This window comes from Candidatus Brevundimonas colombiensis (assembly GCA_029202665.1).
In the GTDB taxonomy this organism is placed as follows: domain Bacteria; phylum Pseudomonadota; class Alphaproteobacteria; order Caulobacterales; family Caulobacteraceae; genus Brevundimonas; species Brevundimonas colombiensis.
Genome location: CP119326.1, coordinates 1574158 through 1591913 on the forward strand (window position 1 = coordinate 1574158; position 17756 = coordinate 1591913).

The window sequence follows — 17756 nt, forward strand, 5'->3', positions numbered from 1 at the left end:
GGGTCAACATCGCCTGAAGGAACAGGGTGAACGGCGTTTTCCGCCCCGCTTCAGCCTTTATCCGTGTATAGAGCGTCACCATTCGCCCGGCCTGAGGTCTGACCTCGGCCGGGCGCGGTCGTTTCGGCGACCGCCCTTGTCCGTTGTTCCAGGTTTCCCATGCCCTTTCCCGCCGTCCACCCCGCGCTCGACCGCGCCCTGATCAACAAGGGCTATGCCGAACCCACCCCGGTTCAGGCCGCCGTGCTGGAAGGCGAACACGCGGATCGCGACCTGCTGGTTTCGGCCCAGACCGGATCGGGCAAGACGGTGGCGTTCGGTCTGGCGGCCGCCCCGACCTTGCTGGGCGACAAGCCGATCTTCGGCCCCGGCGGCGCGCCGCTGTGCCTGGCCATCGCGCCGACCCGCGAACTGGCCATGCAGGTCGCGGCCGAACTGCAATGGTTGTACGCCGACTCGGGCGCCAAGATCGCCACCTGCGTCGGCGGCATGGATGCCCGTCGCGAGGCCCGCGCTCTGGGCTTCGGCGTTCACATCGTCGTCGGCACGCCGGGTCGCCTGAAGGACCACATCGACCGGGGCAATCTGGACCTGTCCGAACTGAAGGTCGCCGTCCTGGACGAGGCGGACGAGATGCTGGACATGGGCTTCCGCGAGGACCTGGAGCACATTCTGGACCAGGCCCCGGCCGAACGCCGCACCCTGCTGTTCTCGGCCACCATCGCGCGTGACATCGTCACCCTGGCCAAGCGCTACCAGAAGGATGCGGTCCGCATCGACGCGACGGACAAGACGCGCCAGCACGCCGACATCGAATATCGCGCCTATCGCATCGCGCCCAACGAGATCGAACACGCGGTGGTCAACACCCTGCGCTGGTACGAGGCGCCGCGCGCCATGGTTTTCTGCTCGACGCGCGACAGTGTGCGTCACCTGCAGTCCTCGCTGCTGGAGCGCGGCTTCTCGACCGTGTCCCTGTCGGGCGAAATGGGCCAGCGCGAGCGGACCGATGCGCTTCAGTCGCTGCGTGACGGCCGCGCCCGCGTCTGCGTCGCCACCGACGTCGCCGCGCGCGGTCTCGACCTGCCGGACCTGGGTCTGGTCATCCACGCCGAACTGCCGATGAACCGCGCCGGTTTGCTGCACCGTTCAGGCCGCACGGGCCGGGCGGGCAAGAAGGGCGTGTCGGTGATGCTGGTTCCGCACTCGCGCCGTCGCAAGGCCGAGCGTCTGATGGACGAGGCCGGGGTCGACGCCGTGTGGTCGGGCGCCCCGACCTTCGATGAAATCCGCAAGGCCGATGAAGGCCGTCTGCTGTCGCCCGAGTTCTTCGAGGCCGACGTGTCCGACGAGGACATGGTCGTGGCCAAGCGCATGATCGCCGAGCGCACGCCCGACGAGATCGCCGCCGCCCTGGTGCGCCTGCTCCGCAAGGAACAGCCCGCGCCCGAGGAGTTGTCCGATCCGGGTTCGGACCGCGGCCCCGCCAAACGCGAACGCGTGGTTCGCAGCGACGACGGCACGTCGGCGACGCCCTGGCCGGGCGAACGCCTGGGCGCCGATGACGTGACCTGGTTCCGCCTGGACGTGGGCCGCAACAAGAACGCCGATCCCAAGTGGCTGATCCCGCTGATTTGCCGCATCGGCGGCATTTCCAAGCCCCAGATCGGCGCGATCCGCACCTTCCCCGACGAGACCCGGTTCGAGATCGCCAAGACCCACGAGAAGGCGTTCCGCGAAGCCATCGCCGCGTCCAAGGACGAGGTCCGCATCACCCCGTCCGAAGCCCCCACGCCGGGGTCGATGAAGGCCAGCCGTTTCGCCGGCAAGTCGCGTGAAGACGGCGATCGCCCCTTCAAGAAAACCCCCTACAAACGCGCCGAGGGCGGCGAGGGCGACGCCCGCCCGCCGTTCAAGAAGAAGCCCTGGGCGCCGAAGGCCGACGGCGGCGGCAATCCGCGCTCGAACGCATCGGGCGACAAGCCCTTCGCCAAGAAGCCCTTCAAGGCCAAGCCCGGCTTCAAGAAGGACGGCTTCAAGGGCAAGCCGAAGGGCTGATCTCGAAATCTCCGCTCATCCCCGCGTAGGCGGGGACGGGCGCGGAATAGAGGGTGCTTGCCAACCGGCCCCATCCCGGCGCACCCTTCGCCCATGAGCACGCCGTCCGCGCCCGAGGGACGATACGCCTCGTTCGAGGCCTTCTATCCCTATTATATTCACGAGCATTCCAACCGCACCTGTCGGCGTATCCACGTCGTGGGGACGGGGCTGGTCATTCTGGCCTTCGCGGCGTTCCTGGTGACTTGGAACCCATGGTGGCTGCTGGCCATGCCGCTGGTGGGTTACGGCTTCGCCTGGGTCGGCCATTTCTTCTTCGAGAAGAACCGTCCGGCGACATTCAAATATCCGCTCTGGAGCCTGAGGGGCGATTTTCGCCTGTTCTTCGAGACGGTGACAGGTCGCCGAAAGTTCTAAGGCGAAGGCGTCGATTTTAAGCTGCGCCATTACCTGAAAGCCATTAGGGTGTCGCCCGCGGCGGTCTGCCGTTGCTGGAGGGAGCCTCAATGAAATCCATCGCCTTCGTCGCCGCCGCTTCGGTCCTTCTGGCCCCCGGCGTCAGCCTGGCTCAGAAGAGCGCCGCCAAGCCCGACTTCACCCTGCAGCCCAACTACGGCTCGGTGCGGTTGGAGGCCGGCTTCACGCCCGATCCGTGGACCAAGTCGATCCGGGCCGGCGGCTCCATTCCCGCCTCGGCCGCCAAGTCCGATTGCGAGGGCAAGGTCAGCGCCGCCCCCGATCTGCAGTTGAACTATACCGCCGGCGACCTGGACCTGACGATCAGCGCCGTGGCGTCCGAGGACACCACCCTGTTGATCAACACGCCCAGCGGGCGCTGGTATTGCGACGATGACGGCGGCGGCGAGTACAATCCGCTGGTGACCATCTCCGACCCCGAAAGCGGTCGCTACGACATCTGGCTGGGCACCTATAACGACAACATGGTCCAGTCGACGCTGCAGATCAGCGAACTGGGCGGTTCGGACAGCACGTCCGGCGCCGCGCCCGATATCAATCTGGAGCCCAACTACGGCACGGTCAATCTGCGCGGCGGCTTCACGCCCGATCCGTGGACCAAGTCGATCCTGGCCGGTGGTTCCGTGCCCGCTTCGGCCGCCAAGTCCGGCTGCTCGGGGTCGGTCAGCGCCGCGCCGGACCTCCAGATCTTCTTCGAGCCGGGCGAAGGCGATTTGACCTTACGCGTTCGCGCGTCCGAGGACACAACCCTTCTGGTCAACACGCCGAACGGCCGCTTCTATTGCGACGACGACAGCGCCGGGCAGCTGGATCCCAAGGTCACGATCACCAACCCGCAGGCGGGCCGCTACGACATCTGGGTCGGAACCTATAACGACAACATGGTCCAATCCACGCTGGAAGTGTCCGAACTGGACTGACGCCCGTCGGGCGTCCTGGCGCAGACGCGAAAACGCCGGCTGACCCGAACGGTCAGCCGGCGTTTTTCATGCGGGCGGGATCAGTTGGAGGCGTTGGTCCAGGCCGGGGGGCAGCCATCGAAATCACCGGCGTCCACGATGGTCAGGGTGCGCATGTTCAGACGTTGCGCCTGGGTCATTGAACCACGGCCATTGCCGGTGAACAGGTCGACCTTCTGACCCTTGATCGCGCCGCCCGTGTCGGACGCATACCAGTAACCGTCGTGGATCGTGCCATCGGCCAGACGCATGCCGACCGTCTCGCGGATGAACAGCTTGGTGCGGCGGGGAATGACGCGCGGATCGACCGCGACGGTGCGCATGGCGATCGGACGGCAGCCCAGAGAATCATTGCCCGTCGCTCCGCCGCCGCCGGCGTGATAGAGGCGGGCCGAGGCGCGCCAGTCGGGATCGCTGGCCATCAACTCGGTCTGTTCGGCGTTCAGCGCCGTCTCAACAGCTTCGGAACCGATCGTCTCGGCAGGGGTTTCAGCCCTGACTTGATCCGCCGCGACTGCGACATTGTAGGGGACGGGTCCGGTCGTCATCGACGATAGGGCGGCCCAAAACATGGCGAGAGCAGCGGATGCGCCGATCATAGGCTTGGCTCAGGAGACACCGGCTCCCAACGCCGCCGGCGCGCACCTTGTCGCGTTAACTTGTGGCGAGAAAGCGGCGAACCTGGTCGGCGCGCGTCGTATTACGATTTGTTTCGTGGTTAACTAGTTGAATATATGACGTTTTTCTCGGTGTCGATCGGCTGGCAGGTCGCTGTAGGCCGCGCCTTGGAGGCTTGGTATCAAGCATTAAAGCCAGCCTGTACGACCGGCGCCCATCCCAATTCAGAACGTCATAGCCGCCCCCGGACCCTCTGGCGCTAGGCGCACATTGCAGGCGGCGACGGCCAGCGGGCGAGGCGAGATCGGGGGTCCGCCAACTGAAGGGGGCGATCCAGGCTGACCGCCCTGCTCAAAGATCGGCTTACGCCGCGCGGCCCTGGGCAGACGGCTCGTCCGCCGCCTTGTCGCGCCGCGTTTCGGCCTCGCGCACGGCCTCCAGGGCCTGGTCCACGACCTCCAGTCCCGCGCCCGGCCGGATCGCCTCCACCGTCAGGATGCGCCGGTACGCCCGCGCCCCTGGTCGGCCGTGCATCAGCCCCAGCATATGGCGCGTCATCGCCGACAGGGCGACGCCCTCGGCCAGACGTGCGGCCATATAGGCCCGGTGACGCTCGACCGCCTGGAAGGCGTCGACGTCGGCGATCGCTTCTCCATACAGCCGGCGATCCGCCTGACCCAGGATGGCCGGCTGGTGATAGGCTGCGCGCCCCAGCATGACCCCGTCCAACCGCACGCCCTCGTCCTCGGCCAGCAGCGCCTCGGCGGCGTCCAACGACGCGATCCCGCCGTTGATCGACACGTTCAGATGCGGCCGCTCGCGCTTCAACCGGCGCACCAGACCATAGTCCAACGGGGGCACGTCGCGGTTCTCCTTGGGCGACAACCCCTTCAGCCAGGCCTTGCGCGCATGGACGATAAACACCTCGATCCCGACGGCGGCGCAGGCGTCCACCGTGGCGAACAGGCTGATCTCGGGGTCCTGATCGTCCACCCCGATGCGACATTTGACGGTGGCCGGCACGCTGACGGCCTCGCGGATCGCGGCCATGCAGTCAGCGACCAGCGCCGGCTCGCGCATCAGACACGCTCCGAACCTGCCCGATTGAACCCGGTCGGACGGGCAGCCGACGTTCAGATTGATTTCGTCATAGCCGAAGGCCTCGCCGATCCGGGCGGCCTCGGCCAGTTGCGCCGGATCGGACCCCCCGATCTGCAGCGCCACCGGATGCTCCAACCCCTCGAACCCCAGCAGCCGCTCGCGATCCCCATGCACCACCGCCGGCGCCGTCACCATCTCCGTATACAGCAAAGCCCGCGACGACAGCGCCCGATGAAACGCCCGGCAATGCTGGTCGGTCCAGTCCATCATCGGGGCGACGGACAGCCTATGATCTTGATTTTTCGGCATTATTCCAGTAAGATCAAAAAGTTGGACGGCGGCTGAAGCACTCGAATTTACGACGTGTTGCGACGTTTTTTCCGGCTTTTCGACACCCCGGTGCACATAGAGCGCACACGAAATGGCGACGTATTCGAAACTCCCGTCAGGATCGTGGCGGGTCCAAGTGAGAAGGAAGGGCCGCTATATAAGCGAGACCTTCCTCAAACGCGATGACGCACGGCGATGGGCGACCGAAGCCGAGGGGAGGATTGATCGCGGCGAGACGCCAACACCATCGCGTGCAGCGAAGCTCCGGACGTTCGGGGAACTCATCGACCTGCATATCGCGGACATGAAGTCCGTCGGGAAAGCGCCAAGGCGTTCGAAGGCCGCCACGCTGAAGATGCTCAAGGCCCGTCTCGGACGAAAGAAGATCGCTCAACTGGATAGGCAGTTGTTCATCGACTTCGGACGAGAGCGCGCAGCCGAAGGCGCCGGCCCAATGACGCTGGGCATCGACATCGGCGCGATCAAGCTGGTCATCTCGCATGCCGCCGCGGTGCACGACTTGGCGATCTCGACAGAGGTCGTGGACCTGGCTCGTCTCGCACTCAAGCGGTTGGGGCTCGTCGGGAAAGGCGTCGAGCGTGATCGGCGCCCTACAGAAGATGAGATCGAACGTCTGCTCGCCCACTTCGAAGGCAATCCGCGTCAGACCATTCCCATGGGAGAGATCATCCGGTTCGCCATCGCCACGGCGATGCGCCAGGAGGAGATTTTTCGCGTCGTCTGGGACGACTATGTCGCCCGAACCAAGATGCTGACGATCCGCGACCGAAAGGATCCGCGGGAGAAGACCGGAAATGATCAGCGCATCCCCCTTCTCGCGGTCTCCGGCTTTGATGCCGTGGCCCTCATCGAAGCCCGGCGTTCATCACGCACCAACGCTGAACAGCGTATCTTTGCGTTCAACCATCGCTCGGCCGGCACGGCCTTCACCAGGGCCTGCAAGAATCTTGGGATCGTCGACCTGCACTTCCATTATCTTCGTCACGAAGGGACCAGCCGACTGTTTGAGGCGGGTTTCCAGATCCAGCAGGTCGCCCTGGTCACCGGGCACAAGGATTGGAAGATGCTCCGGCGTTACACACACCTGCGTCCAGAATCTCTACATCTGTTCGCAGCAAGCCTCGCTGCGTAGCTTTGCCACCAAAGGTTCCAATCATCAAGCACCCTTGACGATTGGAACAAAAGAGGAACATTCATATACACGAGTGCGTTTCGGCAACGGCGTCCAACTCTCGTAGGCAAGACCGTTGTGAGCAGTGTGTAACCGTGGCGTCCGCCGTTGAGTAGAGTTAAGGCTACTTTAACCCGCTATTAAGCGGCGCACGGGCCACATGCTGCTCGCTGAGATCCGCCCAGACCAGAAAGAGGGGAGTCGATGTCCGTCAAGCAGATCGCCGCTCTCCTGACCTCCCACATCGAGGGCGATGACGAACAATTCCTGTCGATCGCCTTGCAGGTAGCCGCCAGCGAAGCGCGAGCCGGTCGCACCGATGATGCGGAACGCCTGAAGCGGATCGTTCAACGTGCGCGTGATCAGAAGCGCGCGCCCATAGCGGGCCGCGCCACGCCTGTTCCGCTCGCGCGTCCTCGGGGAGAACTCCAGGGTCTCGTCGAAAGCACCTATCCCAAGACGACCTTGAACAGCATGGTCCTGTCCGACGACGTCCGTTCGAGGCTCGATCGGTTGGTGCGGGAACAGCAGGAGCGCGCCGTTCTGCGCGATCATGGCCAGGCGCCGGCGACCCACCTTCTTCTGGTCGGCCCACCGGGAACCGGCAAGACTATGACAGCGTCAGCCTTAGCGGGCGAACTTCGTCTGCCTCTTTTCACCGTGCGGCTGGAATCTCTGTTTAGCCGCTTCTTTGGTGAGACCGCTGGCAAACTTCGCTTGCTGTTCGATCAGGTTGCCCAGACGCGCGGCGTCTATCTGCTCGATGAATTCGATGCGATCGGCCAACGCCGCGCCGAATCCAACGATGTGGGCGAGATTCGGCGCGTTCTAAATTCGGTGTTGGCGTTCATGGAAGAGCCCAACTCAACCGACAGCCTGGTCATCGCCGCCACCAACCATGCCGAAGTGCTGGATACGGCCTTGGCGCGCCGGTTCGACGAAGTGGTCTCCTACGAACTGCCCGACGCCGCCGGCGCGCGCGAAGTGGTGAGGCGGCGTTTGGGGCGGTTCAAGCTGACCGACAAGGCTTGGAAGGGCGTCGCCGACGACGCCGAAGGTCTCAGCCAGGGTGAACTTACGCGTGCAGCCGACGCGGTCGTGAAGCTGGCCATTCTGGAAGGCAGCAAAACCGCACCTGCCGATGCTCTGGGCAAGGCCCTGAAAGACCGACAGGCTTTCCGCGCGCAGTTCCATCGGACGGCTTGAGCGAACGTCGCTCGAATCGGACAATAAGCCCTTTCAACGATTCGTTGTGTGTAGGGGCCGATGGCCGAGCCAAACGACTTCGACAAGCGAGATAAGCCCCACATCGCGATAGACGCGTGGCGGGAGAGTGTCGGCTATGAGTTTCCGCAACGCGCACAGCAGCGTAAGCCGCTGCGTGATGACTACGTCGCACATGGACGGGCGCTGCTCGAGCAACTCGCGGCCGCCTTGCCGCCGCCACCGGCTCCGGACGCCGACACCCGAACTCGGCTCAATGGTCTTCAACCCGGTACACTTATCGCGGTCGGCACCCTCGCGCCCGACGAGAACGCACGCACCAAGGCTGTGAAGATGCCGACCGGGTTCGACTTCACAGCTCAAGACATCGTCGTCCTCCGATCGGAACGACGAGATGATCGAACCGAGGGCGCGATCGTCTTTGTCCCTGATACCTCGCAGGCCTACCTCAGGAGTCGGGTCGCGGGCTACGGGAACGCCAACCTCGGGAATGCCAAGCGGCCGGACGTTGATCGGTTCGAAGTCGTGGAGACCATCGCCGCCACGACCGCGGCCTCCCTGTTTGCGGTCGAAATCGATCCGAATGGGCCGGCGATCTGGTGGGAACTCTGGGCCCGGCAGTCGGTCGCGGACGGCGTTGCCGTCGCCGCTCGCGCACGGGAGTTCGATGTGCACGGCGAGCGCCTGTATTTCCCCGACACGACTGTAGTCCTTGTCCACGCGCGGCCTGCTGATCTTCTTCTTTTCGCGCAGCAGACGCCGGGGGCCATCGCTGAGATCCGGCCCGCCACGGGCACCATCTGTCCCTTCCTTGAACGCGGCGACACCGTTGTCGGTCAGGCGGACTTCGTCGCGGACCTGACGGGGCGCGTAAGCGCGCCGAGTGCAGAAGCGCCACTAGTCGGTCTGCTGGATACCGGGGTCGCCGGTGAACACCCTCTGATCGCACCCGGCTTGGCCGGAGCCTATGCCTACGACGACGCCTGGGGTGTCGATGACCATATCGGCGGCGGCGGTCACGGGACCGGGATGAGTAGCCTGATCCTCTATGGCGACCTCTCGTTTTCCATGCAGGACAACCGGGCCGTTGACCTGACCCATGGCGTCGTTTCCATGAAGCTCCTGCCGCCAGGCGGGATGCCGCCGAACGCGCCCCAACATTATGGCCTTATCACCCAAGGCGCGATCGCCCAGGTCGAGATCGCACACGGCGTTGCCGTGCGAACCTTCTGCATGGCGGTGACCACCGACGAGTTCGCGCCCGAGCGGCCCTCGGCGTGGAGCGGCGCTCTCGATCAGATCGCAGCGGGATCTTCCGTCGGCGACGCCGGAGATCCGTCCCTGCCTGCCCACGACCGGCCAAAACGGTTGCTTGTCGTGTCTGCCGGAAACGTCGAGGGCGGAATGCGGGACTTCGTGACCGCTCACCATCCGATCGAAGACCCAGCCCAAAGCTGGAACGCTTTGACTGTGGGTGGCTACACCACCTTGGACCGGCTGGCGGCCGAGGATGGAAACAAGACGGCGGTCGCCCCCGCCAATACGGTCAGCCCCTTCTCGCGCAGCTCCGACATGCTGCCAGACGACCTGACCCCGATCAAACCCGAGGTGCTGTTCGAGGCCGGCAACATGCTGGCCGATGCGGCGGACTTCTGCGGTTGGAGTCCTTCGGTGTCCCTGCTGAGCGCCGGGAATGATGTCGCGGTCGAACCCCTGACGCCGATCTGGGCGACGAGCGCCGCGACAGGGATTGCCGGCAATTTCCTCGGACAGCTTGAAGCGACTCTACCCGGCTTGTGGCCTGAAACCTATCGCGCACTCACGGTCCAGTCCGCCAATTGGCCCGCGCCAATCAAAACGGCCCTGGTGGGGCGTGGCGCGCACTGGAGTTCGGGCAGAGCGGTGGCCACAAAGGCGGCCAAGCAGAAGCTTCTGCGCCGCGTCGGCTACGGCGTGCCGGACGTGTCGCGCACCACGGCCTCGGCCATGAATGATCTGACACTGACCGCGCAGGCAGAGCTCCAACCGTTTGCCCTGTCCCAGAACGGCGGGTCTGCCGTCTACAACGATATGCACTTCTACGACCTGCCGTGGCCCCGTGAGGCCTTGCAGCAGTTGGAGAACACGATCGTCACGATGAAGGTGACGCTCTCCTATTTCATAGAGCCCAACCTGACCGGCCGGGCTGCGACACGACCAGATACCTATCGCTCCTTCGGCCTGCGCTTTCGCATCAAGAAGCGTGGTGAGACGACCGAGCAGTTCCGGGCGCGTGTCAACGCGGCTCAGGAACACGACGGTGACGCTGCCGACGGTGAGGCTGACTATTGGCTGTTGGGGCCGAACGCGATCTCGGCAGGGTCACTCCACTGCGATCTATGGCGAGGCCACGCGGTCGATCTGGCGCTGCATGACGCCATCGCCATCGTTCCCGTCGGTGGTTGGTGGAAATCCCATCTGGGCCAACGGCGAGTCACCGACCGTTGCCGTTACAGTCTGACTGTCACCATCTCGGCACCGGGGCAGGAGATTGACCTGCACAGCGAGGTAATGGCGTTAGTGGAAGCCAAGGCGGCCGAGATCGAAGTCTAACGGCTCTTGTGGATTGTACAGATCGGAGCACATTCTTCCGACGAGCAATCGGTACTCACTAACCTTGGTGTAGCTTTCAAAATTCGATGCTCAGAAGGTCGCTCGGATTGCCGCCTTGGCACCTTCTCCGAGATTTGGTCGCACAGCGTCGTTAGCGGCCAGCAGGAGTCTACCGAGGGACCGCCGATGCACGGTGTCCCGGGCGGCCTGCCGGATCGCCGGAGCCGTCAGGACCGGCGTGCGAAGGGCGAACTGCGCCCGGTCGGCGAGATGGGACCACTGCGCCGCGATCCGGCCGGCGAGGACCGATTCCAGTCGTCGTGCGGTGATTGATCGCTCCAGCCACTCCCATATCCGGAAGCTCGCCAGCATCAGGAGGGAGGCGTCTCCCACGGGCGGACGGATGATGAGGGCTGTGGCCGCGAGACTCGCGGGCACGGCGTCGAGGTCGACCGTAAGCGGCCCGTCCCACCGCCTCACCATCGGGCCGAGAAGGGCGGTGTCCGGCGCAGCTTCAAACCGCGCCGCCAAGGCTGCGACGTCGAAAGCAGGGTCGCGCAGCACATTGCCAACGACGAACACAGCGACCGCATCGTCGACCGGGGCACAAATTCGAGGCTCGGCCAGATCTACGGGTAGGGCCTCCCAAGGCATGACATCGGCCACCTCATGGATGGCCGACTCGACGCTTTCTAGACCGCCCCGATCGACGTGAGCTACGATGCGCGCCCCATTTCGTAGGGCATCGACGAGCTCGTCCACGGAGGTGCCGAGCGCCGCATCCTCAAGACGGCTGAAGCCAAAGGCCAGCTCGAAGGCGATGATGCGCCGGCCGCGCACACGCGCTTGCACCTCGGCCCCGACGCCGATGTTAAGACCAAGCTGGCGCTCGACGGCGGCCGCTTGGTACCAGAGCGCCTCCTTCTGCGGCACGGCCTGCGGCCAATCGGCATCGATCGGTGCGCCGCTGCAGCCGCCGAGCCTCACGGCGGTTGCGGCGTCGTCGCCGCCGGCGAGGCGGTTGCCGACCATGGCTCATAGGCGAGACGGAAGACTCTAGCTCAAGTCGTTCTAGTTTTCAGGAGCAGGTCAGTGTCAGAGCGCCTCGGACAAGAAGTCGGCGCAGAAGGAGCCGACAGCGCCGACCAGGATCGGATTGAGGGCTTTGATCCGACCAGAGGATCGTCGCGCGACGTCAAAAGCGCTTTAATAAGCCGTATATGACCAGTAACGAGGTAAAAACGTTCAAATCTGATCTTTTTACAAGCCTAAGGCAAGATCGGCCTCGGCGTGATCGAAAGCAGACTCATAGGCGCGGGCCAAGTCCCCGGTGACGCCGACCTCGCGAAACGCCTCACGCCAACGCCGGGCGATCTGCTCGGCGGCCGCTCGGATCATGGTCTTGGCCTCCTGTTTCGGTATCTCGAAGAAGGCGCTGGCTTTCAGGGCCAGGAGGATAGACCGGTCGTGCGTTCCGCCTTCCATGATCGCCGTCTCTAGGTGAGGGTTTCGGTCCGGCGCGGGATTGATGTCGAAGGCCGGTGACAGACGCCAGCGCTGGCCGCCGACATAGAGGAAGCCATGGTTCTTGAGATGGTCGTCCTTGTTAGAGACCAGGATAGTGAATATCAGGCGCAGATAGAGCTCGCGAAAATCCGCTGCAGGATCGGCGCCCCAGCTGCGGATGAAGTCGACGATTTCCGTATAGGCTCCGAGTTCGGCGCCGGTCTTCAGAAGAGCGGTGCGCGCAGAGATATAGGGGATGCGCGCTCTACCGCGCCGATCAAACCTCTGGATGAGAGCCACGGGAAAGGTGCTGCCCGCCAGTTCCAGACGCACCTCCGGCGTCCGGATCCCACAGGCCCGAGCCAGACGCAGCGTCGCCACCTCGACCCGCTCGATCGGGGCCTGATCGTGGGCCGAAGTGAACTTCGCCAACCAGAGCGCGTCTCCGTCCTGGACATTGGCCTTGGGGCGAGCGCCACCGGAGCCGCCCGCGCCCGCAAGGGCCTGCATGTCGGCGGCGGAGATGTCCTGCCCCTGTTCATAGGCCCGCGCGATCTGTGTAATCGCTTCCAGATCGACCAGACGGGGCACCGCCTCGGCCGCGCCTCGAATAACCTCGCCTTCCTCATCCAGGAAACGCAGGGCGCCCTGTCGGCAGGTGTCGTCCGACAGGGTGAGGTATTCAAATTCCGACAGGCCGGCGCCGTAGGCCCGCTCGAGCAGACGTCGCCCCCAGGTGTCCGGCGCCCCATCCGAGAAGACGCCGGCCAGAGCATCCCTCATGTGACCCGGTTGTCCCGATGCGTAGAAGGATGCGCCATCCAAAGGGAGATCAGGCTGAAGCGCGAAGGCCCGTTCATCCTCGACCCAGTCCGGGTCATAGGTGAAGTTGGAGAACTGACGCGGTCCGGCATGGGTGAAACGCAGCCGTCCGATCCGGACCAGACTTTCGCCGAGCGAGACCTGCGCTGAAAAGTCCGTCATCAGAAGGCCGCCCCGTCCGGATCCACGATGTCCGTTCCCGCGCCCGCCGCCTTCGCATCCGAGGATACGGCCCTGCGCAGGCGCGCGCTGGACGATCGTCCGCGCTTGAGCAGGCGTTCCTCGGAAAGCGCCAGGCCGAGATCGTCGGACCGGATGTCGATCAGATCGGCAAGCCGATCGACAAGGCCCAGGGCGACGAGAACATCGGCTAGGGTCCCGAGCCCTACGCCGGCGTCGCCTTTCTCGAGGCGCGTCAGGGTGCTCGGCGAGGTTCCCGCCCGCACGGCCAAGTCCGCAATGGCCATACGGCGTCGCAGCCGGGCTCCCCGCAGATCGCGGCCCAGACGTTCCAAGGCGGGTTTTGACTTGGGCGATCCCATAAGAGCACCGTATGTGACAAACTGTAAGCCTCAATATGCCATATATGATCAATTAAATCGATATAGGCTTTCTTGAAGACGTTACGCCGAGGGGCACGCCGTCGTCACCGCTTAAAGGGCGATTTCGAGCGATCCTTCCGCAGCGTAAGGGGAAAATCGCGCGATATCGGAAGAACGAAAAGGAAAGAAAATGGGAACTGTGTGTGCAAATTTCGCACACGCGCACTCGTAACTTATTGAATTAAATCAATAAGTTATCCGATCCATCATCGGCGCCACGGACAGCCTACGATCTTGATTTTTCAGCATTACTTCAGTAAGATCAAAAAGTTGTAAGGCGGCGAGGGCGCTAGATTTTACGCCGTCTTCTCTGGAGTTTCGACAACTCATCACACAGGCCGCACGCGAAATGGCGACGTAGTCGACACTTCCATCCGGAACATGGCGGATTCAGGTGGGAATGAAAGGTCGCTATATAGGCGAGACCTTTCTCGAACGCGATGATGCGAGGCGATACATCCATGGCCGCCGTCATAATCTCTGAATCAATGAGTCCTGAGCCCGGCTGAGTAAGCGCGGCAAGGGCGCATTCGCTTGATCGCAATGGCGACCAGGTTTCCAGGGGCTTTCGTGAACGTATTGCGCCAGCAAGGCATTAGGGCGTCATTCCGTGCGTCATGTCGCACTGCAGCATCGGGTAATGGAATAATCGACTGAATGGCGACGTCGCGCCAGATTGGTGCAAGCTTGAAGACCTAATGGTGACGGTGTCGCGACAGGTTTGTCGCAGGCGCGTCGGGGAAGGGCGTGTCGGCGCACGGCTGTCTGGCGAGGAGCAATCGCATCGGCCGAGGGCTGGTCTGGGGGAACTGTGACGACGCGTGGAATGATGACTTCCGTTTTGGCGCTGGCCATGAGTGCGGGTGCGGGAGGTGCCTGGGCGCAGGCGAGTGCGACGACAGCTGCAAACCCGCAGGTGACGGCGCGCACGTCGCCCGCGCAGACCAGCAATGAGCCGGCTGAGGTCGAGCAGGTTCAGGTTACCGGAAGCCGTCTGCGAAATGGAGATGTCACGGCAAACGTTCAGGTCATCACTGAAGAGGAAATCAAGGCGCGTGGCGTCACCTCGATCGAGGAGTTGATCCGCACCCTGCCGCAAAATGTAGCTAATGTCGGGGCCTTGACCAATGCGCGCGCCAAGGGACCTCTGCGGGACCGCACGGCACCGGTACGCGCCTGGGCGCTGGGTGTCTCCGCCGCCAATCTAGGCGGCATGGGCGCGGGCAATACGCTGGTTCTGGTCAATGGTCGCCGGGTCGCCGGCGCAGCCGGGATCGAGGACGGCTTCGCCAATCTGAACGGCATTCCGTTGAGCGCTATAGCCCGCGTCGAAATCACGACTGGCGGTGCGTCCGCAGTTTACGGTGCGGACGCCACGGCGGGCGTCATCAACTTCATTCTGAAGCGCGATTTCGTCGGCACGACGGTGACGGCTCAGACCGAGTATTCGAATAACGGCGCGGACAACAGCCGCATCAGCCTGTTTTCCAGTTACAGCTGGCGCGGCGGCAATCTGACAGGCACGTTGGATTACAGTCGTCGCGACCCGATCCTTAATCGCAAGACCGGCTACGTCACCAACGACTATTCCAGCTATTACAGCGGCAATCCCAACTGGGATCGACGTAGGTCTACGCAAGGTCTCCAGCCCGGCGTCATCGACCAGCCTCAGTATGTATACGATCCAAGCTTGGGGTATTCCGTCTATACGCCCCGTGGCCTGACCGTTCGTCCTGGCTTCACCGAGCGTCCGGCGATTGCGGACTTCCTGACCATCGGACGTGAACCCCTGCCTGACTTCGTGCCGAAGTATGCGGGCAACGAGACGGAAAACGCCAGTCTGACCCTGAATTTTGAGCAAAAATTGACCATTTGTCTGAGTGTTTTTGACAGCGGACTGTATTCGCGCTCAAAAAATACTCAGGAGATCGAATTTTCGGGCATTCGCCTCACTATGGCTCCGGGTCAGTATTATAACCCGTTCCCGGCCTACAATTTCAGCACATTCAGTCCTGGCGTCGATGTCTATTATAATCCTCGTTCCGAGGTGGAGGCCGGTATTCTAACCAGCGAGCACATCGAGAACACCTACAAGTCCTGGAACATCAATGCGGGCGTTCGTTTCAAGCTGAACGACGAGAACCGGATCGAGGCCAACTACACTACGTCGCAATCGGTATCCGGCGGCGATCAAATGGTGTTCAACTCACTTGCAGATTTCGTTAGGAATTCCTCGTCACCGACAGGCTTCTCGTGCTACAATTTCCTGATCGCGAACAATCGCTACGCGGCGAATGTGCGTGACGGCATGAGGGCGGCGTTCGATCGCCAATGTCTGGCGCTCAGCAGCGCGAACGCCAGTCAGGCTTTCAACCCATGGAAATCGACGGCCGACGGCGGCGGTTCGAGTATCGCGGACTTCTATTATCGCGACGCGCGTGAAGGTCGATCATCCCGTCTGGAAACCTACGACGTTCAAATGAACGGCGTCTTGAAGACACTGCCGGCCGGCAAGGTTTACTCGGTAATGTGGTCGACAACGCCTTGTCCTTCTCGGCCGAAGGCCAGAGGGTCACGGTCAGGCTGGACAAGGACGGCTGGGTGCGCGTTCGCGATCAGGGTCCGGGCATTCCCAAGGAGCAGATCAAGGACCTGTTCGAACCCTTCACCCGCTTTTCGACCGGGCGCAGCGGCTATGGCCTCGGCCTCGCCATCGTCAAGGCTGTCGTCGAACGCCATGACGGCGCCGTTGAGGTCAAGGCGGCGGAGGCCGGCGGGGCCGAGGTGTCGCTGCGTTTCTCGCCCGCGACGCCGGGCTGATTGCGCCCGCTCCCCAAACTTGCGGCGCCAGCTTCCGATCAGCTTGCGATCTTAGCCTGAAAGGAAATCGGAGGTCGCCTTGCTCGTTTCCCTTCTCGCCACCGTCACGCTGAGCGCCGCCCATGGCGCCGTTCACAGCCCAGCCCAAACTGCTTCGCCTGCGGCGGCGTCCGCTGCCGATCGCGCGCCGGCCGTATCGCCGTCCCGGTCCACACCTCTGTCGCGTGACACGCGGGGGCGACCGATCATCGCGGCGACGATCAACGGACAGGGGGCCTACGCCATGGTGCTGGACACCGCGGCCCAGACCAGTCTTGTCACCGCGCCGCTGGCGCGCGACCTGGGTCTGCCCGCGCTGGGCCAGCAGATGAGCATCGCCGGGGCCAGCGGTCAGGTTCAGGCCGACCTCTACGGCGTCGATCGCTTCTCGACGGATCTATTCGACGCCGAGGGTGTCGCCTTGCTCGCCCTTCCCAACGCCGGCGCCACCGAGGCGCGCGGCATCGTGGGGATGGAAATGTTCGCCGGGGGGCGGCTGACGTTCGACCCAGCCGCTCACGCCGTCACCTATCAGCCGTCGGATGCGCCCGCTGAAGGCTACGCCGTCGTCAAGGGGCGGCTGGACGAAACGGGTCTGCTGGTCGTGCCGGTGGAAATCGACGGCGTGGCGTTCGACGCCCTGGTCGATACGGGCGCTGCGGTCTCGGTCGCGTCGGGCGGCGCGCTGAAAGCGCTGGGCTGGGGTCCGAATGATCCGCGGCTGAAGCCCGCCGGCGCCATCACCGGTGCAGGACGTCAGGAAACGTTGGTCCAATCCGGCCATGTCGGCCTCGTTCGGCTCGGCCCGGTTAATTTCCGTGACCTGAACCTGGTCTTCACGCCGGATGTCCCGGCGGAAAAGGCCGCCGAAACGGCGCCCAAGCCCACTCTCATCCTAGGCTCAGACCTGCTTGGCGCGCTCGACGCTTTCGCCCTCGACTTCCCCAAGGCCGAACTGCTGATCCGCGTTCCGTGACCGGCGCCGTGGCGCAGTCAGCTTGAGTGCTCGCCGCTTATCCAGAGGGTTGTCGGCTTAATTTCGCCGGCCGTGCATCCTCAACCCTGCGCCGCCCGCGATGTTGCCGATATCGAAAGCGATGGGGTTCAGCAGTCGTGGCATCGGCCCTGCGACCTTCTTGAGGCTCGATGGAAAACGGCGGGGCGGGATGATCAAGAGGGCGGGGCCAGCGCGGACGCCGCGGCATGGCGGAAGTCGGAGGGGATAGGCCAGGAGGCCGGCCCGACCTGATCCCTGTCCCAACCCGAGCTGTCTCTCAGCCCACCAGGGTGATCAGCCATCACCGGCGGAGGTGCTGATTGTCAGGGCTTTGACGACAAGTCTCAGCGTTTAAGCGCCACAGTTCTGGATCGTCTGACGGAGTCCCTTGCCAATCAGGCTGTAAATGGTAGCGTTGT

The 17756-nt window shown here is 63.7% G+C and carries 13 protein-coding genes and 1 pseudogene; 9 read left to right on the forward strand and 5 right to left on the reverse strand.

Translation table 11 applies throughout. The annotated features are described in order from the left end of the window. The first annotated feature begins 159 nt into the window (after positions 1-159). From P0Y50_07495 to P0Y50_07505, 3 genes are all read left to right on the forward strand, one after another. Positions 160-2058 (forward strand): DEAD/DEAH box helicase, encoded by a 1899-nt coding sequence (locus P0Y50_07495; GenBank protein WEK41442.1) that lies wholly within the window; start codon positions 160-162, stop codon positions 2056-2058. 93 nt (positions 2059-2151) lie between these two features. Further along, positions 2152-2475: a DUF962 domain-containing protein gene (locus tag P0Y50_07500; protein WEK41443.1), complete on the forward strand. Its 324-nt coding sequence runs from the start codon at positions 2152-2154 to the stop codon at positions 2473-2475. 89 nt (positions 2476-2564) lie between these two features. Further along, positions 2565-3455, forward strand: coding sequence for a hypothetical protein (locus P0Y50_07505; protein WEK41444.1), 891 nt, complete (start codon positions 2565-2567; stop codon positions 3453-3455). An 80-nt stretch (positions 3456-3535) separates the two neighbouring features. Here the strand turns inward: P0Y50_07505 and P0Y50_07510 are convergent, their stop codons facing one another. After that, a complete protein-coding gene (locus tag P0Y50_07510; protein ID WEK41445.1) occupies positions 3536-4042 on the reverse strand; it encodes a 3D domain-containing protein in 507 nt (168 codons plus the stop codon). Between the two features lie 433 nt (positions 4043-4475). Beyond that, the gene (dusA, locus tag P0Y50_07515) at positions 4476-5522 is read right to left on the reverse strand and encodes a tRNA dihydrouridine(20/20a) synthase DusA (GenBank protein WEK41446.1); all 1047 of its coding nucleotides are present in this window, start codon (positions 5520-5522) and stop codon (positions 4476-4478) included. 112 nt (positions 5523-5634) lie between these two features. Here dusA and P0Y50_07520 point away from each other — a divergent pair, with 112 nt between their 5' ends. From P0Y50_07520 to P0Y50_07530, 3 genes are all read left to right on the forward strand, one after another. Then, positions 5635-6696 (forward strand): site-specific integrase, encoded by a 1062-nt coding sequence (locus P0Y50_07520; protein WEK41447.1) that lies wholly within the window; start codon positions 5635-5637, stop codon positions 6694-6696. Between the two features lie 243 nt (positions 6697-6939). After that, positions 6940-7941 (forward strand): ATP-binding protein, encoded by a 1002-nt coding sequence (locus P0Y50_07525; protein ID WEK41448.1) that lies wholly within the window; start codon positions 6940-6942, stop codon positions 7939-7941. A gap of 60 nt (positions 7942-8001) precedes the next feature. Then, positions 8002-10551 (forward strand): S8 family peptidase, encoded by a 2550-nt coding sequence (locus P0Y50_07530; GenBank protein ID WEK41449.1) that lies wholly within the window; start codon positions 8002-8004, stop codon positions 10549-10551. A 90-nt stretch (positions 10552-10641) separates the two neighbouring features. Here the strand turns inward: P0Y50_07530 and P0Y50_07535 are convergent, their stop codons facing one another. The 3 genes from P0Y50_07535 to P0Y50_07545 form a co-directional block, all read right to left on the reverse strand. Beyond that, entirely contained in the window at positions 10642-11583 is a 942-nt protein-coding gene (locus P0Y50_07535; protein WEK41450.1) for a hypothetical protein, read from the reverse strand. Between the two features lie 228 nt (positions 11584-11811). Continuing rightward, on the reverse strand, positions 11812-13041 hold the full coding sequence (locus P0Y50_07540; GenBank protein WEK41451.1) for a type II toxin-antitoxin system HipA family toxin: 1230 nt from the start codon (positions 13039-13041) through the stop codon (positions 11812-11814). Continuing rightward, on the reverse strand, positions 13041-13394 hold the full coding sequence (locus tag P0Y50_07545; protein WEK41452.1) for a helix-turn-helix transcriptional regulator: 354 nt from the start codon (positions 13392-13394) through the stop codon (positions 13041-13043). Before P0Y50_07545 ends, P0Y50_07540 begins: the two co-directional genes overlap by 1 nt. Positions 13395-14334: 940 nt before the next feature. Here P0Y50_07545 and P0Y50_07550 point away from each other — a divergent pair. The 3 genes and pseudogenes from P0Y50_07550 (at position 14335) to P0Y50_07560 (ending at position 17316) form a co-directional block, all read left to right on the forward strand. Further along, a pseudogene (locus tag P0Y50_07550) lies at positions 14335-14856 on the forward strand (Plug domain-containing protein). A 1154-nt stretch (positions 14857-16010) separates the two neighbouring features. Next, a complete protein-coding gene (locus P0Y50_07555; protein ID WEK41543.1) occupies positions 16011-16301 on the forward strand; it encodes an ATP-binding protein in 291 nt (96 codons plus the stop codon). A gap of 79 nt (positions 16302-16380) precedes the next feature. After that, positions 16381-17316: an aspartyl protease family protein gene (locus P0Y50_07560; GenBank protein ID WEK41453.1), complete on the forward strand. Its 936-nt coding sequence runs from the start codon at positions 16381-16383 to the stop codon at positions 17314-17316. Positions 17317-17756 lie beyond the last annotated feature (440 nt).

What these genes read in the sequence shown, in the direction of transcription:
- P0Y50_07495 (WEK41442.1), top strand. Translation starts at nt 160, where the DNA reads ATGCCCTTTCCCGCCGTCCACCCCGCGCTCGACCGCGCCCTGATCAAC.
- P0Y50_07540 (WEK41451.1), bottom strand. Translation starts at nt 13,041, where the DNA reads ATGACGGACTTTTCAGCGCAGGTCTCGCTCGGCGAAAGTCTGGTCCGG.
- P0Y50_07525 (WEK41448.1), top strand. Translation starts at nt 6,940, where the DNA reads ATGTCCGTCAAGCAGATCGCCGCTCTCCTGACCTCCCACATCGAGGGC.
- P0Y50_07530 (WEK41449.1), top strand. Translation starts at nt 8,002, where the DNA reads ATGGCCGAGCCAAACGACTTCGACAAGCGAGATAAGCCCCACATCGCG.
- P0Y50_07535 (WEK41450.1), bottom strand. Translation starts at nt 11,583, where the DNA reads ATGGTCGGCAACCGCCTCGCCGGCGGCGACGACGCCGCAACCGCCGTG.
- P0Y50_07510 (WEK41445.1), bottom strand. Translation starts at nt 4,042, where the DNA reads ATGACGACCGGACCCGTCCCCTACAATGTCGCAGTCGCGGCGGATCAA.
- dusA (WEK41446.1), bottom strand. Translation starts at nt 5,522, where the DNA reads ATGCCGAAAAATCAAGATCATAGGCTGTCCGTCGCCCCGATGATGGAC.
- P0Y50_07500 (WEK41443.1), top strand. Translation starts at nt 2,152, where the DNA reads ATGAGCACGCCGTCCGCGCCCGAGGGACGATACGCCTCGTTCGAGGCC.
- P0Y50_07520 (WEK41447.1), top strand. Translation starts at nt 5,635, where the DNA reads ATGGCGACGTATTCGAAACTCCCGTCAGGATCGTGGCGGGTCCAAGTG.
- P0Y50_07505 (WEK41444.1), top strand. Translation starts at nt 2,565, where the DNA reads ATGAAATCCATCGCCTTCGTCGCCGCCGCTTCGGTCCTTCTGGCCCCC.